The organism is Sphaerisporangium sp. NPDC004334, assembly GCF_053602655.1.
This window is the reverse complement of record NZ_JBSGDZ010000015.1, coordinates 210,084-226,554: the sequence shown is the minus strand read 5'-3', so window position 1 is coordinate 226,554 and position 16,471 is coordinate 210,084. Positions and strand designations below refer to the sequence as shown.

Sequence of the window (16,471 nt, the reverse complement as noted above, 5' to 3'; positions counted from 1 at the left end):
GTCTGTGTTTTCTGGCGCTCGCTCCGCTCGCGCGGGGTCCGGGCGCCTTTGAGACGGTGCCCTTCCTTCGTCACTCGCTCCGCTCGCGTGGGTTCAACCGGTCTTCGCCGGAAGGGCGGGCTTGGACGGCGGGCGGGGGGCGGCGTTCGAGGTGCCGAGGACCGCGTCGGCGGCGGCGCTGACGTTGGTGGTGGCGTTGGTGTTGCTGTTGGTGTTGGCGACCACGGGCGTGCCCAACTCGGTGCCCAGCCCGGTGCCCAGGCCGACGCCGAGGCCCGTGTCCGCGTCGGTGTCGTCAGCGGTGTCGTCGGCGGCGTCCACGTCGGTCCCGGTCCCGGTGTCGGTGTCGGTGTCGTCTCCCCGGTGGATGCCGGCGGAGGCGGGGCTGTGGGCGCAGGCCGCGGCGGCCGGCACGACGATGGCGACGGCGGCGCAGGCCGTGGTGATCAGAAGACGGCGAATCATTTTTGTTGCTCCTCCCGAAGGAAACCCGTCACGGCGCCCCGGTCCAGGTCCCCTGGGAGACAGAGGTCTTTGATCAAGAACTGTCCGCGTGCGGGTGACTACTCTGGGCGCCGGTGTGACCGTACCCATCGCCCGAATGCGGATAAGAGTGATGAACGGTCAGCGGATGGCAAGGATTGCCGATCTCCGGCAGGGAGCCGCGGATGCCCGCTGTCGCGGCCGGTCAGACGTCGGTCGCCCGCGCCAGCCGCACATGGGCGCCGGGCGGCAGGCCGAGGCGCTCGGCGGCGTCGCCGGAGCGCACGGCGAAGGTGATGTGCCCCGCCGAGTCGGTGAAGGCGACCAGGCTGCCCGGCGGGACGGCGGCGAAGGTGTCGCGCAGCGGCACCGTGATCTGCCGCCTGCCCATGGAGACCGCCAGGGTGTCCCCGACGTGGACGCCGATGGAGGCGAGGTCGTCGGCGGTCACCGACAGTTGCACGTTGCCGTTGCGGTCGAGCGAGAGGACCTCGCCGTCGGCCGCCCCCTCTCCGAGCCGCGCGGTCGGCGCCGGCAGCGACAGCAGGCGGTCGAGCGGGACCTCGGGGCCGACGTCCGCGGGCTTGCTGCCGGTGCACAGGCGCGCCGCGACCGGCGCGTAGATGTCCCTGCCCGGGAAGGCCGGCGACAACCTGTTGAGGAACAGGTCGCGGTTGGAGATCTCGTAGGCCACCCGCGCGCCCCCCGCGGCCATCAGCGCCCACGAGAGCAGGCCGTTGTCGGGGCCGATGAACACGCGGTGCCCCGCCTCGACGACGACCGAGCGGCGGGCGCCCGCGGTGGCGGGGTCCACGGCGCCGACGTGCACACCGGCGGGCAGATATGGCAGCGTCTGGGCGAGGATCGCGGCGCCGCGCCGGATGTCCCCGGCCGGGACCAGGTGACAGACGTCGATGATCCGTGCCTGCGGGGCGATTCCCATGATCACCCCGTGGCAGGAGGCCACGAACCCGTCTTCCAAGCCGTAGTCAGTGAGAAGCGTGATGACAGAGGTCACACTTGGTGACTGTACGTCGTTGGACCGCGGTGTCATAGGGGCCCATCCGCAGACGCCGGCAACCTTGCCGATCTCCGTGCACGGCGGCCCGAGGCGGCGGGCTTTCGCCCCGATATGGCGGTCATCGGTGCTCGGCGCCGCCGGGCGCGCGCGGCGTTCCCCGGCGATGCTCGGGTCCGGGTCTCCCGAAGTGTCATGAACAGCCGCGAATTCCCGACTACGATTGCCACGGGCCGCACGCGCGCGTCGTGGCTCAGGGTCGCGCTCGACCGGGTGCACGACGCATCTCCCTCGCCCTGCCCGGCCCTCCGTCCACGTCTCCCGTGTACCCGACCGAGGAGGACATCTTGGACACCGCACCAGATCGTGGTGACAGCGATCCCGAGGAACCCTCCACCCCCGAGACCCCCGGCGGCCTGACCGAGCGCGAGCGCGAGCTGCTGGCCTTCGAGCGCCAGTGGTGGCGGTACGCGGGCGCCAAAGAGCAGGCCATCCGCGACGCCTTCGACATCTCGGCGACGCGCTACTACCAGCTGCTCGGCCGGCTCGTCGACCGGCCGGAGGCCATGGCGTTCGACCCGCTCACCGTCAAGCGGCTGCGGCGGCTGCGCGCCTCGCGGCAGCGCGAGCGCGCGGCCCGCCGCCTGGGCATGCGCCCGTGATCCGGGGGGTAGTGCTGAACGCGTGACTCATGATGTGTTGCCGGACATCGCCGGATTGGCGGCTATCAAGGCCGATCCCCAGGGCGCCGTGATCGGGCTGGACTTCGACGGCACGCTCGCGCCGATCGTCCCCGATCCCGCCGACGCCCGCGTCGACCCGCACGCCGCCGCCGCGCTGGTGCGCCTCGGCGGCCTGGTCGGGGCGGTGGTGCTCGTGACCGGCCGCCCCGCCGCCACGGCCATCGCCTACGGCGAGGTGCCCGGCGGGCCCGGCCTCGCCGACGTGCCCGGGCTCGTGGTGCTCGGCCAGTACGGCCTGGAGCGCTGGGAGGACGGCACGCTGAGCGCCCCCCCGCCGCCGCCCGGCGCCGATCGCGTCCGCGCCGAGCTTCCCGGCCTGCTGGCCTCGCTGGGGCACCCCGTCAGGGACGGGAGCGAGCCGGGGATCACCGTGGAGGACAAGGGCAGGGCGATCGCCGTCCACACCCGCAGGGCCGCCGACCCCGAGGGCAGCCTGCGGGCGCTGCGCGACCCGCTGGCCAAGCTCGCCGCCGAGACCGGCATGCTGGTCGAGCCGGGGCGGCTGGTGCTCGAGCTGCGGCCCGCCGGGATGGACAAGGGGCACGCCCTCGGGGCGTTCCTCGCCGAGCGCGGCGCCCGGTCGGTGCTGTTCGCCGGGGACGATCTCGGCGACCTGGCCGCGTTCGAGGCCGTCCGCCTGTCGGGCCTGCCCGGCGTGACGGTGTGCAGCGCCTCCGCCGAGGTCACCGCGCTCGCCGAACGCGCCGACCTGGTCGTGGAGGGCCCGGCGGGTGTCGCGGCCCTGTTGTCGGCGCTCTCCGACGCCCTGACCCGCCACTGAGACCGGTAGGTGGCGAAGCACTCGAACGGCGCAAAACCGTGTCAGCGCGCGATCGACCGCCTCCAGACGCGCCGGACGGCCGCGGTCAGCGGTCGAGGGCGGCGAGCTGGTCGGCGAACCACTGGCGCGGGGGCAGAGCCGTGGCCGCCGCGCGCAGGCGGGTGCCGCGCTTGGCGCGCTCCTCCTCGGGGAGCATCAGCGCCTCGTACAGGGCGCCGGCCGTGCCCGAGACGTCGTAGGGGTTGACCATCAGCGCGTCCCGGCCCAGCTCGGCGGCGGCCCCGGCCTCCCTGGACAGCACCAGCGCGCAGTTGGGCGCGAGGATGGGGCCCTCCTTGGCGACGAGGTTCATGCCGTCGCGGATGGGGTTCACCAGCAGCACGTCGGCCAGGCGATAGGCGGCGAGCGAGCGGGCGTAGTCGTCGTCCACGTTGAGGATCAGCGGGTCCCAGTCCTCGCCGGCGAACTCGTCCTCGATCTGCTTGGCGCACCGCTGCACGGCGGCGGTGTACTCGCGGTATTCGGGCAGGTCGTGCCGGGAGGGGTAGGCGAAGGCCAGGTGCACGACCTTGCCGTGCCACTCGGGATGGTCGGCGAGGAACTGCCGGTAGGCCGACAGCCCCCGGACGATGTTCTTGGACAGCTCGGTGCGGTCGATGCGCACGATGAGCTTGCGGTCGCCCACCCGCTCGCGCAGGGCCAGCATGTGCGACTCGACGTCCGGCTCCAGGGCCCGCGCCCACAGCGCGTCACCGTCGACCCCGAGAGGGTGCACGCCGATGCGGGTCGTGCGTCCCTCGTAGGTGATCGTGCGCTGGACGCGGTCGACCTGGGCGCCGAGCAGGGTCTCGCAGCAGTCCATGAACGCCGACGCCCAGCGCGCGGTCAGGAAGCCGGCCTGGTCGGCGCCGAGGATGCCGGTCAGCAGCTCGGCCGCGATGTCGTCGGGCAGCAGCGAGAAGTACTCCGGCGGCGCCCACGGGGTGTGCGAGAAGTGGGAGATGCGCAGGTCGGGGCGCTCCACCCGCAGCATCGCCGGGGCGAGCGTCAGGTGGTAGTCCTGGATCATCGCGCGGGCTCCGTGCGCGGCCTCCTCGGCCAGCGCCAGCGCGAACGCGGCGTTGTAGTCCTGGTAGGACTCCCACTCCCGGCGGAAGCGCATGTCGAACTGCGGCGAGTTGGGCGTGTCGTACAGCAGGTGGTTGACGAACCACAACGTGGAGTTGGCCACCGCGTTGTAGGCCCGGTGGAACGTCGCGGGCGGAATGTCCAGCATGCGCACCGGGCCGGTGTCGTAGCCGGCCTGGTCCAGGCGCCCGCCCGACGCCAGCCGCACGGCGCTGCGGTCGCCGTCGGACAGCGCGGCGCACACCCACAGCACCTCGGCGTCCTTGGCCACCTCGGACAGGCCGGAGACCATGCCGCCCCCACCGCGGCGCATCGTCAGCGTGCCGTCATCGGCGAGCGTGAACGACACGGGCCCCCTGTTGGAGGCCAGCAGAACTGTGTTCATCCGCCCATCACCACTCCTCGTCCGCCCTGCGGCGGTCGTCCCTCGCCGGTTCATCTCCGCTGTGACGCGCACCTGGCCGCAGATTAATTGAATTTAACGCTCCCAATAAGATGGGTTGGCGGTCAGGTCAGGGCTGGCCGCAGGCGGTCGAGAGGAGCTCCGGCATGGCGCTTGACGAGACGACCGAGGATCTGGCCCGAGCGGCCGCCGCGGGCGACCACCGTTCGCTGGGTGAGCTCCTGCGCCGCATCGAGGCCGACGTGCTGCGCCACTGCTCGCGGCTGCTGCCGTACCACCAGGACGCCGAGGAGGCCTGCCAGGACACCCTGCTGGCCGTGGCGCGCAACATCGGGCGGTTCGAGGGGCGAGCCCGCTTCTCCACCTGGCTGCACATCGTGACGACCAACTGCGCCCGCACGACCTACCGCACCCTCAAGCGCCGTGCGGCCGAGCAGACGGCCGATGAACTGCCCGAATTGCGGGCCGACCCGCGCAGGGTCAGCGTCATCGCCGGGTCGCGGCTCGACCTGCTCGACGCGATGGAGTCCCTGGAGGCCGACAAGCCCGAGCTGGCCCAGGCCCTGGTGCTGCGCGACATCTGCCAGCTCGACTACAACGAGGTCGCCGAGCAGCTGGGCATCCCGCTGGGGACGGCCAAGTCGCGCATCCACCAGGCGCGCAAGTACGTCCAGGCGGCGCTCGGCGACGCCTACGGCCGGCCCTTCGCCTAGCGGCCCGCGCGGTGCGTCACGCGCCCTCTCCTGCCTGCGCTGTTCTGGGACAGAGCTTCTCGCAACGCTTCTCGCAACGTGCTCACCTGCGGCTTCGGTTTCTCCCATCGTGCTCTCACGTCTCGGAGAATGAGACGGACGGCCGTCCGCGCCGGTGGGCGAGGTACAGTTCTTAAGGCCTGCTTGTGATACAGGCGGGATCACAACTTCATATTGCTCATCCAGAGGGGTGGAGGGACCGGCCCTGCGAAGCCCCGGCAACCCTCCCGGCTGTGGTCATCCGCGTCTGCCGAACGACGCGGCACTCAAAGACCAGTGAGACCGGCCGGGACAGGTGCCAATTCCGGCCCGTGACCAAGGTGGTCCGGGCGAAGATGAGGGGAAAGGCCTCGCTTCATGGCGCTCGCAACAGCTGAGACAACGACCACGCTCGACTTCGGCCCCGCCGTCGCTCTCTCGTGCCGCGAATGCGGCACCAGGTTCGACCTGGGACCGATCTTCGCCTGTGCCGAGTGTTTCGGGCCACTCGAAGTGGCCTACACCTGGAGCTCTCCCGGCGAGACCGGGACGGCGGTGACCCGTGAGCAGATCGCCTCGGGTCCGAGCAACATCTGGCGCTACCGCGGGCTGCTGCCGGTGCCCGCCGACGTCGCCTCCCGGCCCAACCTGGCCCCCGGCTGGACCAAGCTGGTCAAGGCCGACAACCTGGCTCGCGAACTGGGCCTGCGCAGCCTGCATGTCAAGGACGACTCCGGCAACCCGACCCACTCGTTCAAGGACCGGGTCGTCGCCATCGCGCTGGAGGCCGCGCGCAACTTCGGCTTCCACACCTTGTCGTGCTCCTCCACGGGCAACCTCGCGGGCGCGGTGACGGCAGCGGCGGCGCGCGCGGGGCTGGACGCCTGCGTGTTCGTCCCGTCCGACCTCGAAGAGGCCAAGATCGTCATGGCCTCGGTGTACGGCGGCCGGCTGGTGGGCATCGAGGGCACCTACGACGACGTCAACCGGTTCTGCTCCGAGCTCATCGGCGACCCGCTGGGCGACAAGTGGGGCTTCGTCAACGTGAACCTCCGGCCGTACTACGCCGAGGGGTCCAGGACGCTGGCCTTCGAGATCGCCGAGCAGCTCGGCTGGCGCCTGCCCGAGCAGATCGTCATCCCGGTGGCCTCCGGCTCCCAGCTCACCAAGATCGACAAGGGATTCCGGGAGCTGATCAAGCTCGGCCTGGTCGAGGACCGCCCCTACAAGGTCTTCGGCGCGCAGGCCGAGGGCTGTTCGCCGGTGTCGGCGGCCTTCAAGGCGGGCCACGACATCGTGCGCCCCGTCAAGCCCGACACCATCGCCAAGTCGCTCGCCATCGGCAACCCGGCCGACGGCCCGTACGTGCTCGACATCGCTCGTCGCAGCGGCGGCGCGGTGGAGGACGTCACCGACGCCGAGGTGGTGGACGCCATCCGGCTGCTGGCGCGCACCGAGGGCATCTTCGCCGAGACCGCCGGCGGCGTGACCGTCGGCGTGCTGCGCAAACTCGTCTCCAACGGCCTGCTCGACCCCGAGGCCGAGACGGTGGTGCTCAACACCGGGGACGGCCTCAAGACGCTCGACGCGGTCTCCGCCGAGGCGAGGCCCACCGCGGTCATCCGTCCTTCGCTCGACGCATTTCGTACGGCTGTCGCCGACCACTCCTGAAAGGGCCCGATAAATGAGCGTTTCTGTGCGGATTCCGACGATTCTTCGCACCTACACCGACGGTGCGTCGGAGGTGAGCAGTGACGGGGCGACCCTGCGCGAGGTGCTCCAGAAGCTCGACGCCGACTTCCCGGGAATCGGGGCTCGTATTCTGGACGAAACGGGCAAGATCCGCCGTTTTGTCAACGTGTATGTCGGAGAAGAGGACGTCCGATTCGTCGACGGTCTCGACACCGCAACCCCCGAAGGAACCAACATCTCGGTGATCCCCGCCGTCGCCGGGGGCTGACCTCCGCGCCCTTCTGGCCTTTGTGAGGAGGGCTCAAGTCTCACCGGCCCCATCAGTCACATCACGCCCATGCGTCCTAGCTGGACGCATGGGCGTCGCCATGTCCGCAAGGGGGGCCCGGTAGCGGGACGACTATCATAATAGAAGTGATTACCGGGTCCTCCGTTAGTGTAATTGTCAACTAACTAAACGCGAGCGGGAAATAGCCGAGTGCCGCTGAGAGCGAACGTCAAGTAGTAGTTTCCCGATTGACTCTGTTGCTTCAACCCTTGCCACAGGTATGGTCGAGAACGATCGACGTAGCCGAGGAGTTCGCATGCGTCTCGGCTCCGAAGGTCACGGACCTCGCGGAGGAGTGGGCGGGGTCCGGAGCCCAGCAAGAGGAGTCGGAAAGTGGCGCAGGGCACCGTCAAATGGTTTAACGCGGACAAGGGCTACGGCTTCATCGCGGTAGACGGTGGTAAGGACGTGTTTGTCCACTACTCAGCGATCCTGTCCGAGGGATACCGGTCCCTAGAGCAGGGTCAGCGGGTGGAGTTCGAGATCACGCAGGGGCAGAAGGGCCCGCAGGCGGAGTCCGTTCGCACTGTGTGACGTGGCCGGCGTCGCCCGGCCGGACGAAGATCCACTAGTCTCTCCCCGTCAGTAGCTGGAAGGTTCGGTCTGTCATGCACCAAGACGGGCCGGGCCTTCCTTCATGTCAGCCTGCGGGGCTGTACCGCCTACCCTGTGGGGGCGGGCCCAATATTCGGCATACGGTCGGAGAAATCCTTGTGCCGCCCAGGTCATAGGGGTTGTCGCTTGCACTCGACCGGGTAGAGTGCTAAACAGTTCGTTGGCACTCTCCTGTCGAGAGTGACAAACCTGGATCGAGGCGATGGGGCCTGGCGATCCACGGCGACAGGTGCCGTGGAGGCGCGGGTTTCATGCCGTCGCGGGCGTCGGCTCGATCCGCTGCAAGCCACCCTGTATCTGGGAGGTCTAGCCGTATGGCAGCCAAGATGATCGCGTTTAACGAGGACGCCCGGCGCGGTCTCGAGCGCGGTATGAACCAGCTCGCCGATGCCGTCAAGGTGACCTTGGGTCCCAAGGGCCGCAACGTCGTGCTGGAGAAGAAGTGGGGCGCTCCCACCATCACCAACGACGGTGTCTCCATCGCCAAGGAGATCGAGCTCGAGGACCCGTGGGAGAAGATCGGGGCCGAGCTCGTCAAGGAGGTCGCGAAGAAGACCGACGACGTCGCGGGTGACGGCACCACCACCGCCACCGTGCTCGCCCAGGCGCTGGTACGCGAGGGCCTGCGCAACGTCGCCGCCGGCGCCAACCCGATGTCCCTGAAGAAGGGCATCGAGGCCGCCGTCGAGCGCGTCAGCGAGGAGCTCTCCAAGATCGCCAAGGATGTGGAGACCAAGGAGCAGATCGCCTCCACCGCCTCCATCTCCGCCGGCGACACCCAGATCGGCGAGATGATCGCCGAGGCCATGGACAAGGTCGGCAAGGAAGGCGTCATCACCGTCGAGGAGAGCAACGCCTTCGGCCTGGAGCTCGAGCTCACCGAGGGTATGCGCTTCGACAAGGGCTACATCTCCGGTTACTTCGTGACCGACCCGGAGCGCATGGAGGCGGTCCTCGACGACCCCTACCTCCTGATCGTCAACTCCAAGGTGTCGGCCAACAAGGACCTCCTCCCGCTGCTCGACAAGGTCGTGCAGGCCGGCAAGCCGCTGGTGATCATCGCTGAGGACGTCGAGGGCGAGGCCCTGGCCACCCTGGTCGTCAACAAGATCCGCGGCCTGTTCAAGTCCGTGGCCGTCAAGGCCCCCGGCTTCGGCGACCGCCGCAAGGCCATGCTCGGCGACATCGCCATCCTCACCGGTGGCCAGCCGATCAGCGAGGACGTGGGCCTCAAGCTCGAGACCGCCACCCTCGACCTGCTCGGCCGCGCGCGCCAGGTCATCATCACCAAGGACGAGACCACCATCGTCGACGGTGCGGGCGACCCCGAGCAGATCGCCGGCCGGGTCAACCAGATCCGCGCCGAGATCGAGAACACCGACTCCGACTACGACCGCGAGAAGCTCCAGGAGCGTCTGGCCAAGCTGGCCGGCGGCGTCGCCGTCATCAAGGCCGGCGCGGCGACCGAGGTCGAGCTCAAGGAGCGCAAGCACCGCATCGAGGACGCCGTGCGCAACGCCAAGGCGGCCGTCGAGGAGGGCATCGTGCCCGGCGGTGGCGTGGCCCTGCTCCAGGCGGGCGCCAAGGCCTTCGACAAGCTCGAGCTGTTCAACGACGAGGCCACCGGCGCCGCGATCGTCCGCAAGGCGCTCGAGGAGCCGCTGAAGCAGATCGCCGTCAACGCCGGCCTCGAGGGCGGCGTCGTGGTCGAGCGTGTGCGCAACCTCGAGACGGGCGTCGGCCTCAACGCCGCGACCGGCGAGTACGTCAACATGCTCGAGGCCGGCATCATCGACCCGGCCAAGGTCACCCGTTCGGCGCTGCAGAACGCCGCCTCCATCGCGGCGCTCTTCCTCACCACCGAGGCCGTCATCGCCGAGAAGCCCGAGAAGACCCCTGCCGCTCCCGCCATGCCCGGCGGCGGCGACATGGACTTCTGAGCCTCCGGCTCACGCCACATCGAAAGGGCCGCTTCCGGATTCGTCCGGGGGCGGCCCTTTCGGCGTCCGCGCGGGCTCGTCCTTTCGGCGCGGGCTCCCCTCAGAAGCCGGGGCAGGCCCGCTCGACGGCGTCGAAGGCCCGCTCCAGCAGGGCCAGGTGGTCGGGCACGACCTCGGCCGCGCGCTCCCCGGCCATCATCCGCCGCGCGCTCGCGACGTACACCGTGCGGTAGGCGGCCAGGAACAGCGCGGCGGCCAGCTCGGCATCGACGTCCCCTGAGCCGGGGCCGCCACCGACGTTCCCTGAGCCGGCGCCGCCGTGGACGTCACGGGACCCGGCATCGACGTCGCCAGGGCCGGCGTCGGCGTCGCCAGGGCCGGGGCCGGTCGCCTCCGCGAGCAGGGCGGCGATCAGCGCCTCCAGGTCCTCCAGTGCCTCCCGCACCCTGGCCCGCAGCGCCGGGGAGTCCAGGATGACCTGCCAGAAGGCCTGCTGGCCTTCCCTGATGCCCGACAGGGCATGACCGCTTCGCAGCAGCTCGAAGATCAGACGGCGCAGCGCCGCCAGTGGCGGGCAGCCCTCGGGCCGGTCGCGGACCGCCCGGGTGACCAGCTCGACCATCTCGGGGACCCGGTCGAGGAACAGGTCCTCCTTGCGCGGGAAGTAGTTGAACACGGTCTTGGCCGAGACGTTCGCCGCCTCCGCCACCTCGGCCACCGTGACGTTGTCGAACCCGCGCATGAGGAACAGGCCGGAGGCCACGTCCGAGATCAGCTGCCGGGTCTGCCGCTTCTTGCGTTCACGAAGCCCGAGGTCGGTGTCCACGCTGTCCAATATAGTGGCTAAAAAACTACTGTTACAGTAAGTTTTTAGCCGAGGAACGGAATTGGAGGCGGCATGTCGTACGACGTGGACGTGGTGGTGGCCGGGGGCGGTCCGGTGGGGCTGATGCTGGCCTGCGAGCTCGCGCTCGGGGGCGTCTCGGCCATGGTGGTCGAGCGGCTCACGGAGGTGGACCCCACGATCAAGGCCGGAGCGCTCAACATGCCGAGCGTCGAGGCGCTGTACCGGCGCGGCATGCTCCCGGCGCTCCGCGAGGCCCAGGAGCGCAACCTGGAGCATTTCGCCGCCTTCATGCGGCAGCAGGCCGCCCATCGCGAGGGCGCCGGGGACGGACGGGCGGCAACGGCCGACGCCTCCGAGGAGGCACGGCCCCCGCGGGCGCCGCGGACGCCGCCGAAGTTCGCCGGGCACTTCGCCGGCATCATGCTGGACGCGGCCCGGCTCGACGACGCCGACCCCGACCTCGCCGGTCACGGCCCGGCCGGGGACATCGGCCTGGTCAACCAGCAGCAGATCGAGGGCATCCTCGGCGAGCACGCCGCGCGGCTGGGCGTCCAGGTGCGGCGGGGCGCCGAGCTGACCGATCTGTCGGCCGACGACGAGGGCGTCACCGTCTCGACGAGCGCGGGCCGGGTGCGGGCCCGCTGGCTGGTCGGCTGCGACGGGGGGCGCAGCGTCGTCAGGAAGCTCGCCGGCTTCGACTTCCCCGGCACCGACCCCGAGATCACCGCCTACCAGGTCCTCGGCGAGATGGAGGGCGCCGAGGGCCTGGGCGTCGGCTGGCACGCCACCCCGACCGGCGTGTACGCGCACGGTCCCGTCCCGGGACGCATCCTCACCGTCCAGTTCACCGGTCCGCGCGCCGACCGCGACACCCCCGTCACCCGCGAGGAACTGCAGGAGGCGATCCGGCACGTCACCGGCGTCGAGGTGACCGTGACCGCGATCAAGACCGCCACCCGCTTCACCGACAACGCGCGCCAGGCCTCCACCTACCGGCTGGGCCGGGTGCTGCTCGCCGGTGACGCCGCGCACGTGCACTCGCCGTTCGGTGGCCAAGGACTGAACCTCGGCCTCGGCGACGCGGTGAACCTGGGCTGGAAGCTCGCCGCGACCGTGCGCGGCTGGGCGCCGCACGGCCTGCTCGACACCTACACCGCGGAACGGCACCCGATCGGGGCCTGGGTGCTGGACTGGACCCGCGCCCAGGTCGCGCTGATGCGCCCCGATCCCCGCGCCAGGGCCCTGCGGAGCGTCGTGAACGACCTGGTCGAGACCGTCACCGGCACCACCTACTTCGCCAAGAAGATCTCCGGCGTCTGGCAGCGGTACGACCTGCCGGGCGACCACGCGCTGGTCGGCGCCAGTGCCCCCGACCTGGAGCTGTCCGACGGATCGCGGCTGGCCGACCACCTGCACGACGGCAAGGCGCTGCTGCTGGACCCCAAGGGCGAGCTGCGCGACCTGGCCGAGAGCCACCGCGACCGGATGACCGTGCTCGCCGCGAGCGCGGACGAGCGTCCCGAGCTCACCGGGCTGTTCCTGCGGCCCGACGGGATCGTCGCCTGGGCCGGTGAGCAGGACCGGGACGACCGCGGCGCGCTGGAGAAGGCCCTGGCCACCTGGCTCGGCGCACCGGCCGCGGACGCCGGTGACCAGCGGCGTTAGCCGATTCCCAGCGCGGCGGCGACCTGGCGGGATACGGCCAAGGCGACCTTAAGCGGCCTCCCAGCCCGCCCGGACACTCTTGGTTCATCGGGACGCGCGACCGGCCGCGACAGCGGCGGGCACGCCTCCAGGGAATCCACGAGTCTGAGGAGAACGTCATGAAGGTCCGTCACAGCCTCCGCGCCGTCGCCGCCGCCACCGCTCTGGCCGGAGGGCTGCTGGCCGTCGCCGGCCCCGCCTCCGCCGCCACCATCGCGAAGATCTCCAACTACACCCCGATCGCCCCCGGCGCGACCACGTCGATGCGCCTGGTGTGCCCGTCCTACGCGCCCACCATGCTGCTCGACACCGTCGCCTTCACCCCCAAGGCCGGGGTCACCGTGACCGGCACCTCGCTGGACACCTCCTCCGACGCCTTCCACCGCCACATCCTGACGATCACCGCGCAGAACGGCTCTGCGGCCTGGAGCGGTCTGACCGCCCTCGCCACCTGCACCAGCTGACCGTCCGGCATACCCACGGTCGCACACGCAAGCCGCCCGGGGAGAAACGAACGGGGAGGGCCGCCGGGCGGATGGAAGGTGAACCAAGGGGAACGGGGCACGCGAACCGTGAAGGATGGGGGGAACGGGGCCCACGAACCGGGCCACGGACACGGGGCGCGAACAGGGGACGCGGCGCGCTGACCGGGGGCGAGGGGAAGGAAGGGGGAACGGGGTCCACGAACCGGGGCCGTCGAACCGGGGCCACGGACAGGGGACGGGGCGCGCTGACCGGGGGCGACGGGGAAGGGAGTGGGCACGCGAACCGGGGAACGGCGGCGCCGGTGAGCCGCGAGGCTCAGCCGGCGCCGTAGCGGCCGAGGCCCTTCTCCAGCAGGCCGAAGGCGAGCAGGGCCTGGGCGCGGACGCCGGCGACGACCTGCTCGTGGCCTTCCCCCGCCGCCTTGCGGCGCACGCCGTCCGCCGCCAGCCGCCGCGTGACCGCGCAGATCTGGGCGGCGGCCAGCACCGGCATGACGTCGTCCTCGGCGGCGCCGGTCACCTCCGCCAGGGTCTCCGCCAGGCGCTCCTCCCGGCGTTCGGACAGCTCGCGCATGCGCGCCTGCAGCGAGGGGCTCTGGTCGATCATGCGGGTGACGACCTCGGCCCCCTCGTTCAGCCCGGAGCGCCAGTCGCCCTCGTCGAGCGCCTGGAGGTAGTCGCGGCGCAGCGCCTCGATCACGGACTCGCCGGGGCGCCGCTCGCGGACGATGCGGCTGGGCTGCTCGACGAAGGCGTCCTGGCGGTCGAGGAAGAGGTCTTCCTTGGTCCTGAAGTAGTTGAACACCGTGTTGACGGAGACGTCGGCCACCCGGGCCACCTCGGCAACGGTCACGTTGTCGAACCCGCGCATCATGAACAGGCCCATGGCGATGTCGGCGATGCGCTGCCGCGTCTCGCGCTTCTTGCGTTCGCGCAGGCCGAGCCGTTCTTCCATGCGCCCGATCCTAGGCAAGGAAAATGGGGCGGCACCACCTATGGGGCCGCCCCACGTTCGCCGGGGCGTGCGGCCGGGTCACATGTGACCGCGGCGCGGCGGGGTCACAGTGGCTTGACCCAGCGGCCCCACTGGGGCTGGCGGACGTAGCCGGCCGCGGTCCAGGCGTGGTGGGCGAGCGTGTTGTCGTCCAGGACCATCGCGTCGACCCGCATCCCGCCGTGCTCGGCGAAGCGCTTCTCGGCGGTGTCCAGCAGGAAGCGGGCGATGCCTCTGCGGCGGTGGGCGGGATCGACGGCCAGCCGGTACAGGTGGCAGCGCCATCCGTCCCATCCCGCGATCACCGTGCCCACCATGCGCCCGTCCAGCTCCGCGATCAGCAGGGCCTCGGGGTCGCGCTCCATCAGCCGCCGAACGGCCGGCTCGCTGTCACGCCGGTCGGTGCCCTCGGCGGCGTGGGACCAGAACGCCAGCACCGCCTCAACGTCCTGCGCCGTCCCGGCCCGCACCGTGAGGGCCTCGTGCATCGCATCAGTCACGACGGCCACGCTAACCGACTGTGGCGTTATGTGAGTTCGGCGGGCAGGTCGCGGGTGTGCAGGACGGTGAGGGAGGTGACGGCCCGGGTGAGGACGACGTAGAGGCGGGCGAGGCCGCGGTCCTCGGCTTCGGCGATGTCGGCGGGCTCGACGACGATGACGTGGTCGTACTCCAGGCCCTTGGCGAGCGAGGCCGGGATCACCGAGACGCGCTGCTCGGGGACCCCGTCCGGGCCGAGCAGGTCGTGCGGGAGGCCCGTGGCGGCCAGGACGGCGGCGACGGCGTCGGTCGCGGCGTCGGCGGCGATCACGCCGATGGAGCCCTCGCGCTCGGCGGCCTCGCGGGCGGCCGCGGCCAGGCCGGCGTCCAGGTCGGCGGTGCGGCGCAGGGACAGCGACCCGGCGCCGGGGCGCAGCGACCTCGGGGCGGCGAGCGTGGGGGCGACCGAGGGGAGCAGGCGGGCGGCGAAGTCGAGCACCTCGCGGGGGACGCGGAAGCCGAGGGTCAGCTCGGTCACCGCGCCTTCGGCGAAGCCGAGGTGGCCGAGCACCTCCTCCCAGGACCGGGCCGACCACGGGGTGGTGCCCTGGGCGAGGTCGCCGAGGACGGTCGCCGAGCCGGTGCGGCAGCGGCGGCCGAGCGCGCGCAGTTGCATGGCCGACAGGTCCTGCGCCTCGTCCACGACCACGTGCCCGAGGGTGGGGGTGCGCTCGATGAGGTCGGCCAGCTCGTCCAGCAGGGCGGCGTCGGCGGCGGACCATCGGGCGGACTTCCACGACCGGGCGGGCTTGGCCCAGAGCAGCCTCTGGCACTCCTCCGGCGTCAGATCGGACTTCGCGGCGGCGGCGGCGAGGAAGTCGCCGTCGGACAGCAGCCGGAACAGCACCTGCTGGGGCGTCACCCGGGGCCAGATCTGGTGGATGAGCTGCTTGACGGGCTTGGACCTGGCCACGGCGTCCTGCACCCGGTCGTCGGGGGACTCCCCGCGCTGCTCCATGCGCACCAGCACCGCGTGCGCGAGCCGCTGGGCCAGGGCGGCGCGCCCCGGGCCGTACCGGGTGGTGCCGCGCAGCGAGGCGACGATCTCGCGCACCTCGTGGTCGGGGACGCGGAAGCGGTTGACGCCCCGGGTGATCAGCAGGCCCTCCTCGGGCTTGCTGATGTGCAGCCACAACGCCCGGCGGAGCACCGGCGCCATGCGGGCGTCGCCCTTGAGCGTCGCGACGGCCGGCGCCTCGGGGGCGGCGTGGTCGCCGAGGATGCCGGCGACGGTGGTCTGGTCGACCTTCACCTCGCCGAGGGCGGGCAGGACGGAGGAGATGTAGGAGAGGAAGGCGCGGTTCGGACCGATGATCATCACGCCGGACCGGGCGAGCTTCTCGCGGTGGGTGAACAGCAGGTAGGCCGCGCGGTGCAGGCCGACGGCGGTCTTCCCGGTGCCGGGCGCGCCCTGCACGCAGACGGTCTGGGTGACCTCGGCGCGGACGATCTCGTCCTGGTCGGGCTGGATCGTGGCGACGATGTCGCGCATGGGGCCGGTGCGCGGCCGCTCGATCTCCTCGGTGAGGATGCGCGACTCCTGGAGCGTGGCGCCCTGGTCGAGGGGCTCGTCCTCGTAGGCGGTCAGCTCGCCGCCGTGGAAGCCGAACCGCCTGCGGCGCAGCACGCCCATCGGGTCGGACGGGCGCGCCTGGTAGAAGGCGCGGGAGACCGGCGCACGCCAGTCGATCACCAGGGGCCGGCTGTGGTCGTCGTGTACGTGGCGGCGGCCGACGTGGATGGTCAGGGGCAGGTCGTCGTCGCCGGCCCGGTCGAGGCGGCCGAAGAACAGCGGGGTGTCGGGGTGGTCGGCCAGGGCGGCGACCCGCTGGTCCAGCAGGCCCTGCAGCACCTGCTGGGAGACCCAGTCGCCGGCGGCGTCGGCGGACAGCGACTGGGCGTGTTCGCGCATGGCGCGCAGCGCGGCGCGGGAGGCGGTCAGGTGGTCGCGTTCCGCCCGCAGCACGCCGGCGGGATCGTCTGGGTGGCTGGTGGAGTCGTCGCCGGATATGTCGGGGGCCAATTGGTGTCCGGGCATG

16 protein-coding genes and 1 riboswitch are annotated in these 16,471 nt (G+C 71.3%); of the genes, 9 read left to right on the top strand and 7 right to left on the bottom strand.

The features are described from left to right. Positions 1-93: 93 nt before the first annotated feature. Positions 94-465, bottom strand: a complete 372-nt coding sequence (locus ACWEN6_RS21490; protein ID WP_452572157.1) for a hypothetical protein — start codon at positions 463-465, stop codon at positions 94-96. 223 nt (positions 466-688) lie between these two features. Continuing rightward, positions 689-1,501 carry an SAM hydrolase/SAM-dependent halogenase family protein gene (locus ACWEN6_RS21485; protein WP_452572155.1) on the bottom strand — a complete coding sequence of 271 codons (813 nt, stop codon included), beginning with the start codon at positions 1,499-1,501 and terminating at the stop codon, positions 689-691. A 416-nt stretch (positions 1,502-1,917) separates the two neighbouring features. Between ACWEN6_RS21485 and ACWEN6_RS21480 the strand changes: the two genes are divergently transcribed. Together ACWEN6_RS21480 and otsB are read left to right on the top strand one after the other, a co-directional pair. Next, the gene (locus tag ACWEN6_RS21480) at positions 1,918-2,163 is read left to right on the top strand and encodes a DUF3263 domain-containing protein (protein WP_452572191.1); all 246 of its coding nucleotides are present in this window, start codon (positions 1,918-1,920) and stop codon (positions 2,161-2,163) included. Positions 2,164-2,185: 22 nt separating this feature from the next. Beyond that, a complete protein-coding gene (otsB, locus tag ACWEN6_RS21475; protein ID WP_354845351.1) occupies positions 2,186-3,025 on the top strand; it encodes a trehalose-phosphatase in 840 nt (279 codons plus the stop codon). An 85-nt stretch (positions 3,026-3,110) separates the two neighbouring features. Here the strand turns inward: otsB and ACWEN6_RS21470 are convergent, their stop codons facing one another. Then, positions 3,111-4,538 carry an alpha,alpha-trehalose-phosphate synthase (UDP-forming) gene (locus tag ACWEN6_RS21470; RefSeq protein ID WP_354845354.1) on the bottom strand — a complete coding sequence of 476 codons (1,428 nt, stop codon included), beginning with the start codon at positions 4,536-4,538 and terminating at the stop codon, positions 3,111-3,113. Positions 4,539-4,702: 164 nt separating this feature from the next. Between ACWEN6_RS21470 and ACWEN6_RS21465 the strand changes: the two genes are divergently transcribed. From ACWEN6_RS21465 to groL, 5 genes are all read left to right on the top strand, one after another. Continuing rightward, the gene (locus ACWEN6_RS21465; RefSeq protein ID WP_354845357.1) at positions 4,703-5,269 is read left to right on the top strand and encodes an RNA polymerase sigma factor; all 567 of its coding nucleotides are present in this window, start codon (positions 4,703-4,705) and stop codon (positions 5,267-5,269) included. A gap of 214 nt (positions 5,270-5,483) precedes the next feature. After that, a riboswitch (SAM riboswitch) is annotated at positions 5,484-5,650 on the top strand. A 15-nt stretch (positions 5,651-5,665) separates the two neighbouring features. Then, complete coding sequence (gene thrC / locus ACWEN6_RS21460) at positions 5,666-6,958, top strand: threonine synthase (RefSeq protein WP_452572153.1); 1,293 nt, start codon at positions 5,666-5,668, stop codon at positions 6,956-6,958. Between the two features lie 13 nt (positions 6,959-6,971). After that, positions 6,972-7,247 carry a MoaD/ThiS family protein gene (locus ACWEN6_RS21455; protein ID WP_354928565.1) on the top strand — a complete coding sequence of 92 codons (276 nt, stop codon included), beginning with the start codon at positions 6,972-6,974 and terminating at the stop codon, positions 7,245-7,247. 393 nt (positions 7,248-7,640) lie between these two features. After that, positions 7,641-7,841: a cold-shock protein gene (locus tag ACWEN6_RS21450; RefSeq protein WP_354845365.1), complete on the top strand. Its 201-nt coding sequence runs from the start codon at positions 7,641-7,643 to the stop codon at positions 7,839-7,841. Positions 7,842-8,236: 395 nt separating this feature from the next. Beyond that, positions 8,237-9,862 carry a chaperonin GroEL gene (groL, locus tag ACWEN6_RS21445; RefSeq protein WP_354928562.1) on the top strand — a complete coding sequence of 542 codons (1,626 nt, stop codon included), beginning with the start codon at positions 8,237-8,239 and terminating at the stop codon, positions 9,860-9,862. Between the two features lie 100 nt (positions 9,863-9,962). Here the strand turns inward: groL and ACWEN6_RS21440 are convergent, their stop codons facing one another. Further along, positions 9,963-10,688 (bottom strand): TetR/AcrR family transcriptional regulator, encoded by a 726-nt coding sequence (locus ACWEN6_RS21440; RefSeq protein ID WP_452572151.1) that lies wholly within the window; start codon positions 10,686-10,688, stop codon positions 9,963-9,965. A gap of 72 nt (positions 10,689-10,760) precedes the next feature. Between ACWEN6_RS21440 and ACWEN6_RS21435 the strand changes: the two genes are divergently transcribed. Beyond that, positions 10,761-12,374, top strand: coding sequence for an FAD-dependent oxidoreductase (locus ACWEN6_RS21435; protein WP_452572149.1), 1,614 nt, complete (start codon positions 10,761-10,763; stop codon positions 12,372-12,374). A gap of 158 nt (positions 12,375-12,532) precedes the next feature. Next, positions 12,533-12,877, top strand: a complete 345-nt coding sequence (locus ACWEN6_RS21430) for a hypothetical protein (RefSeq protein WP_452572147.1) — start codon at positions 12,533-12,535, stop codon at positions 12,875-12,877. 337 nt (positions 12,878-13,214) lie between these two features. On the opposite strand, the gene ACWEN6_RS21425 is transcribed toward ACWEN6_RS21430, so the two are convergent. The 3 genes from ACWEN6_RS21425 to ACWEN6_RS21415 all read right to left on the bottom strand — a co-directional run bounded on the left by ACWEN6_RS21425 (position 13,215) and on the right by ACWEN6_RS21415 (position 16,470). Continuing rightward, positions 13,215-13,853, bottom strand: coding sequence for a TetR/AcrR family transcriptional regulator (locus tag ACWEN6_RS21425; RefSeq protein ID WP_452572145.1), 639 nt, complete (start codon positions 13,851-13,853; stop codon positions 13,215-13,217). Positions 13,854-13,957: 104 nt separating this feature from the next. Beyond that, a complete protein-coding gene (locus ACWEN6_RS21420) occupies positions 13,958-14,392 on the bottom strand; it encodes a GNAT family N-acetyltransferase (RefSeq protein WP_452572143.1) in 435 nt (144 codons plus the stop codon). Positions 14,393-14,418: 26 nt separating this feature from the next. Continuing rightward, on the bottom strand, positions 14,419-16,470 hold the full coding sequence (locus tag ACWEN6_RS21415; RefSeq protein ID WP_452572141.1) for a HelD family protein: 2,052 nt from the start codon (positions 16,468-16,470) through the stop codon (positions 14,419-14,421). Between the last annotated feature and the right edge of the window lies 1 nt (position 16,471).

Excerpts from the sequence above, each read along its gene's own strand:
- ACWEN6_RS21435 (WP_452572149.1), top strand. The coding sequence starts at position 10,761 with ATGTCGTACGACGTGGACGTGGTGGTGGCCGGGGGCGGTCCGGTGGGG.
- ACWEN6_RS21455 (WP_354928565.1), top strand. The coding sequence starts at position 6,972 with ATGAGCGTTTCTGTGCGGATTCCGACGATTCTTCGCACCTACACCGAC.
- thrC (WP_452572153.1), top strand. The coding sequence starts at position 5,666 with ATGGCGCTCGCAACAGCTGAGACAACGACCACGCTCGACTTCGGCCCC.
- ACWEN6_RS21415 (WP_452572141.1), bottom strand. The coding sequence starts at position 16,470 with ATGCCCGGACACCAATTGGCCCCCGACATATCCGGCGACGACTCCACC.
- ACWEN6_RS21430 (WP_452572147.1), top strand. The coding sequence starts at position 12,533 with ATGAAGGTCCGTCACAGCCTCCGCGCCGTCGCCGCCGCCACCGCTCTG.
- ACWEN6_RS21470 (WP_354845354.1), bottom strand. The coding sequence starts at position 4,538 with ATGAACACAGTTCTGCTGGCCTCCAACAGGGGGCCCGTGTCGTTCACG.
- ACWEN6_RS21490 (WP_452572157.1), bottom strand. The coding sequence starts at position 465 with ATGATTCGCCGTCTTCTGATCACCACGGCCTGCGCCGCCGTCGCCATC.
- ACWEN6_RS21465 (WP_354845357.1), top strand. The coding sequence starts at position 4,703 with ATGGCGCTTGACGAGACGACCGAGGATCTGGCCCGAGCGGCCGCCGCG.
- ACWEN6_RS21425 (WP_452572145.1), bottom strand. The coding sequence starts at position 13,853 with ATGGAAGAACGGCTCGGCCTGCGCGAACGCAAGAAGCGCGAGACGCGG.
- groL (WP_354928562.1), top strand. The coding sequence starts at position 8,237 with ATGGCAGCCAAGATGATCGCGTTTAACGAGGACGCCCGGCGCGGTCTC.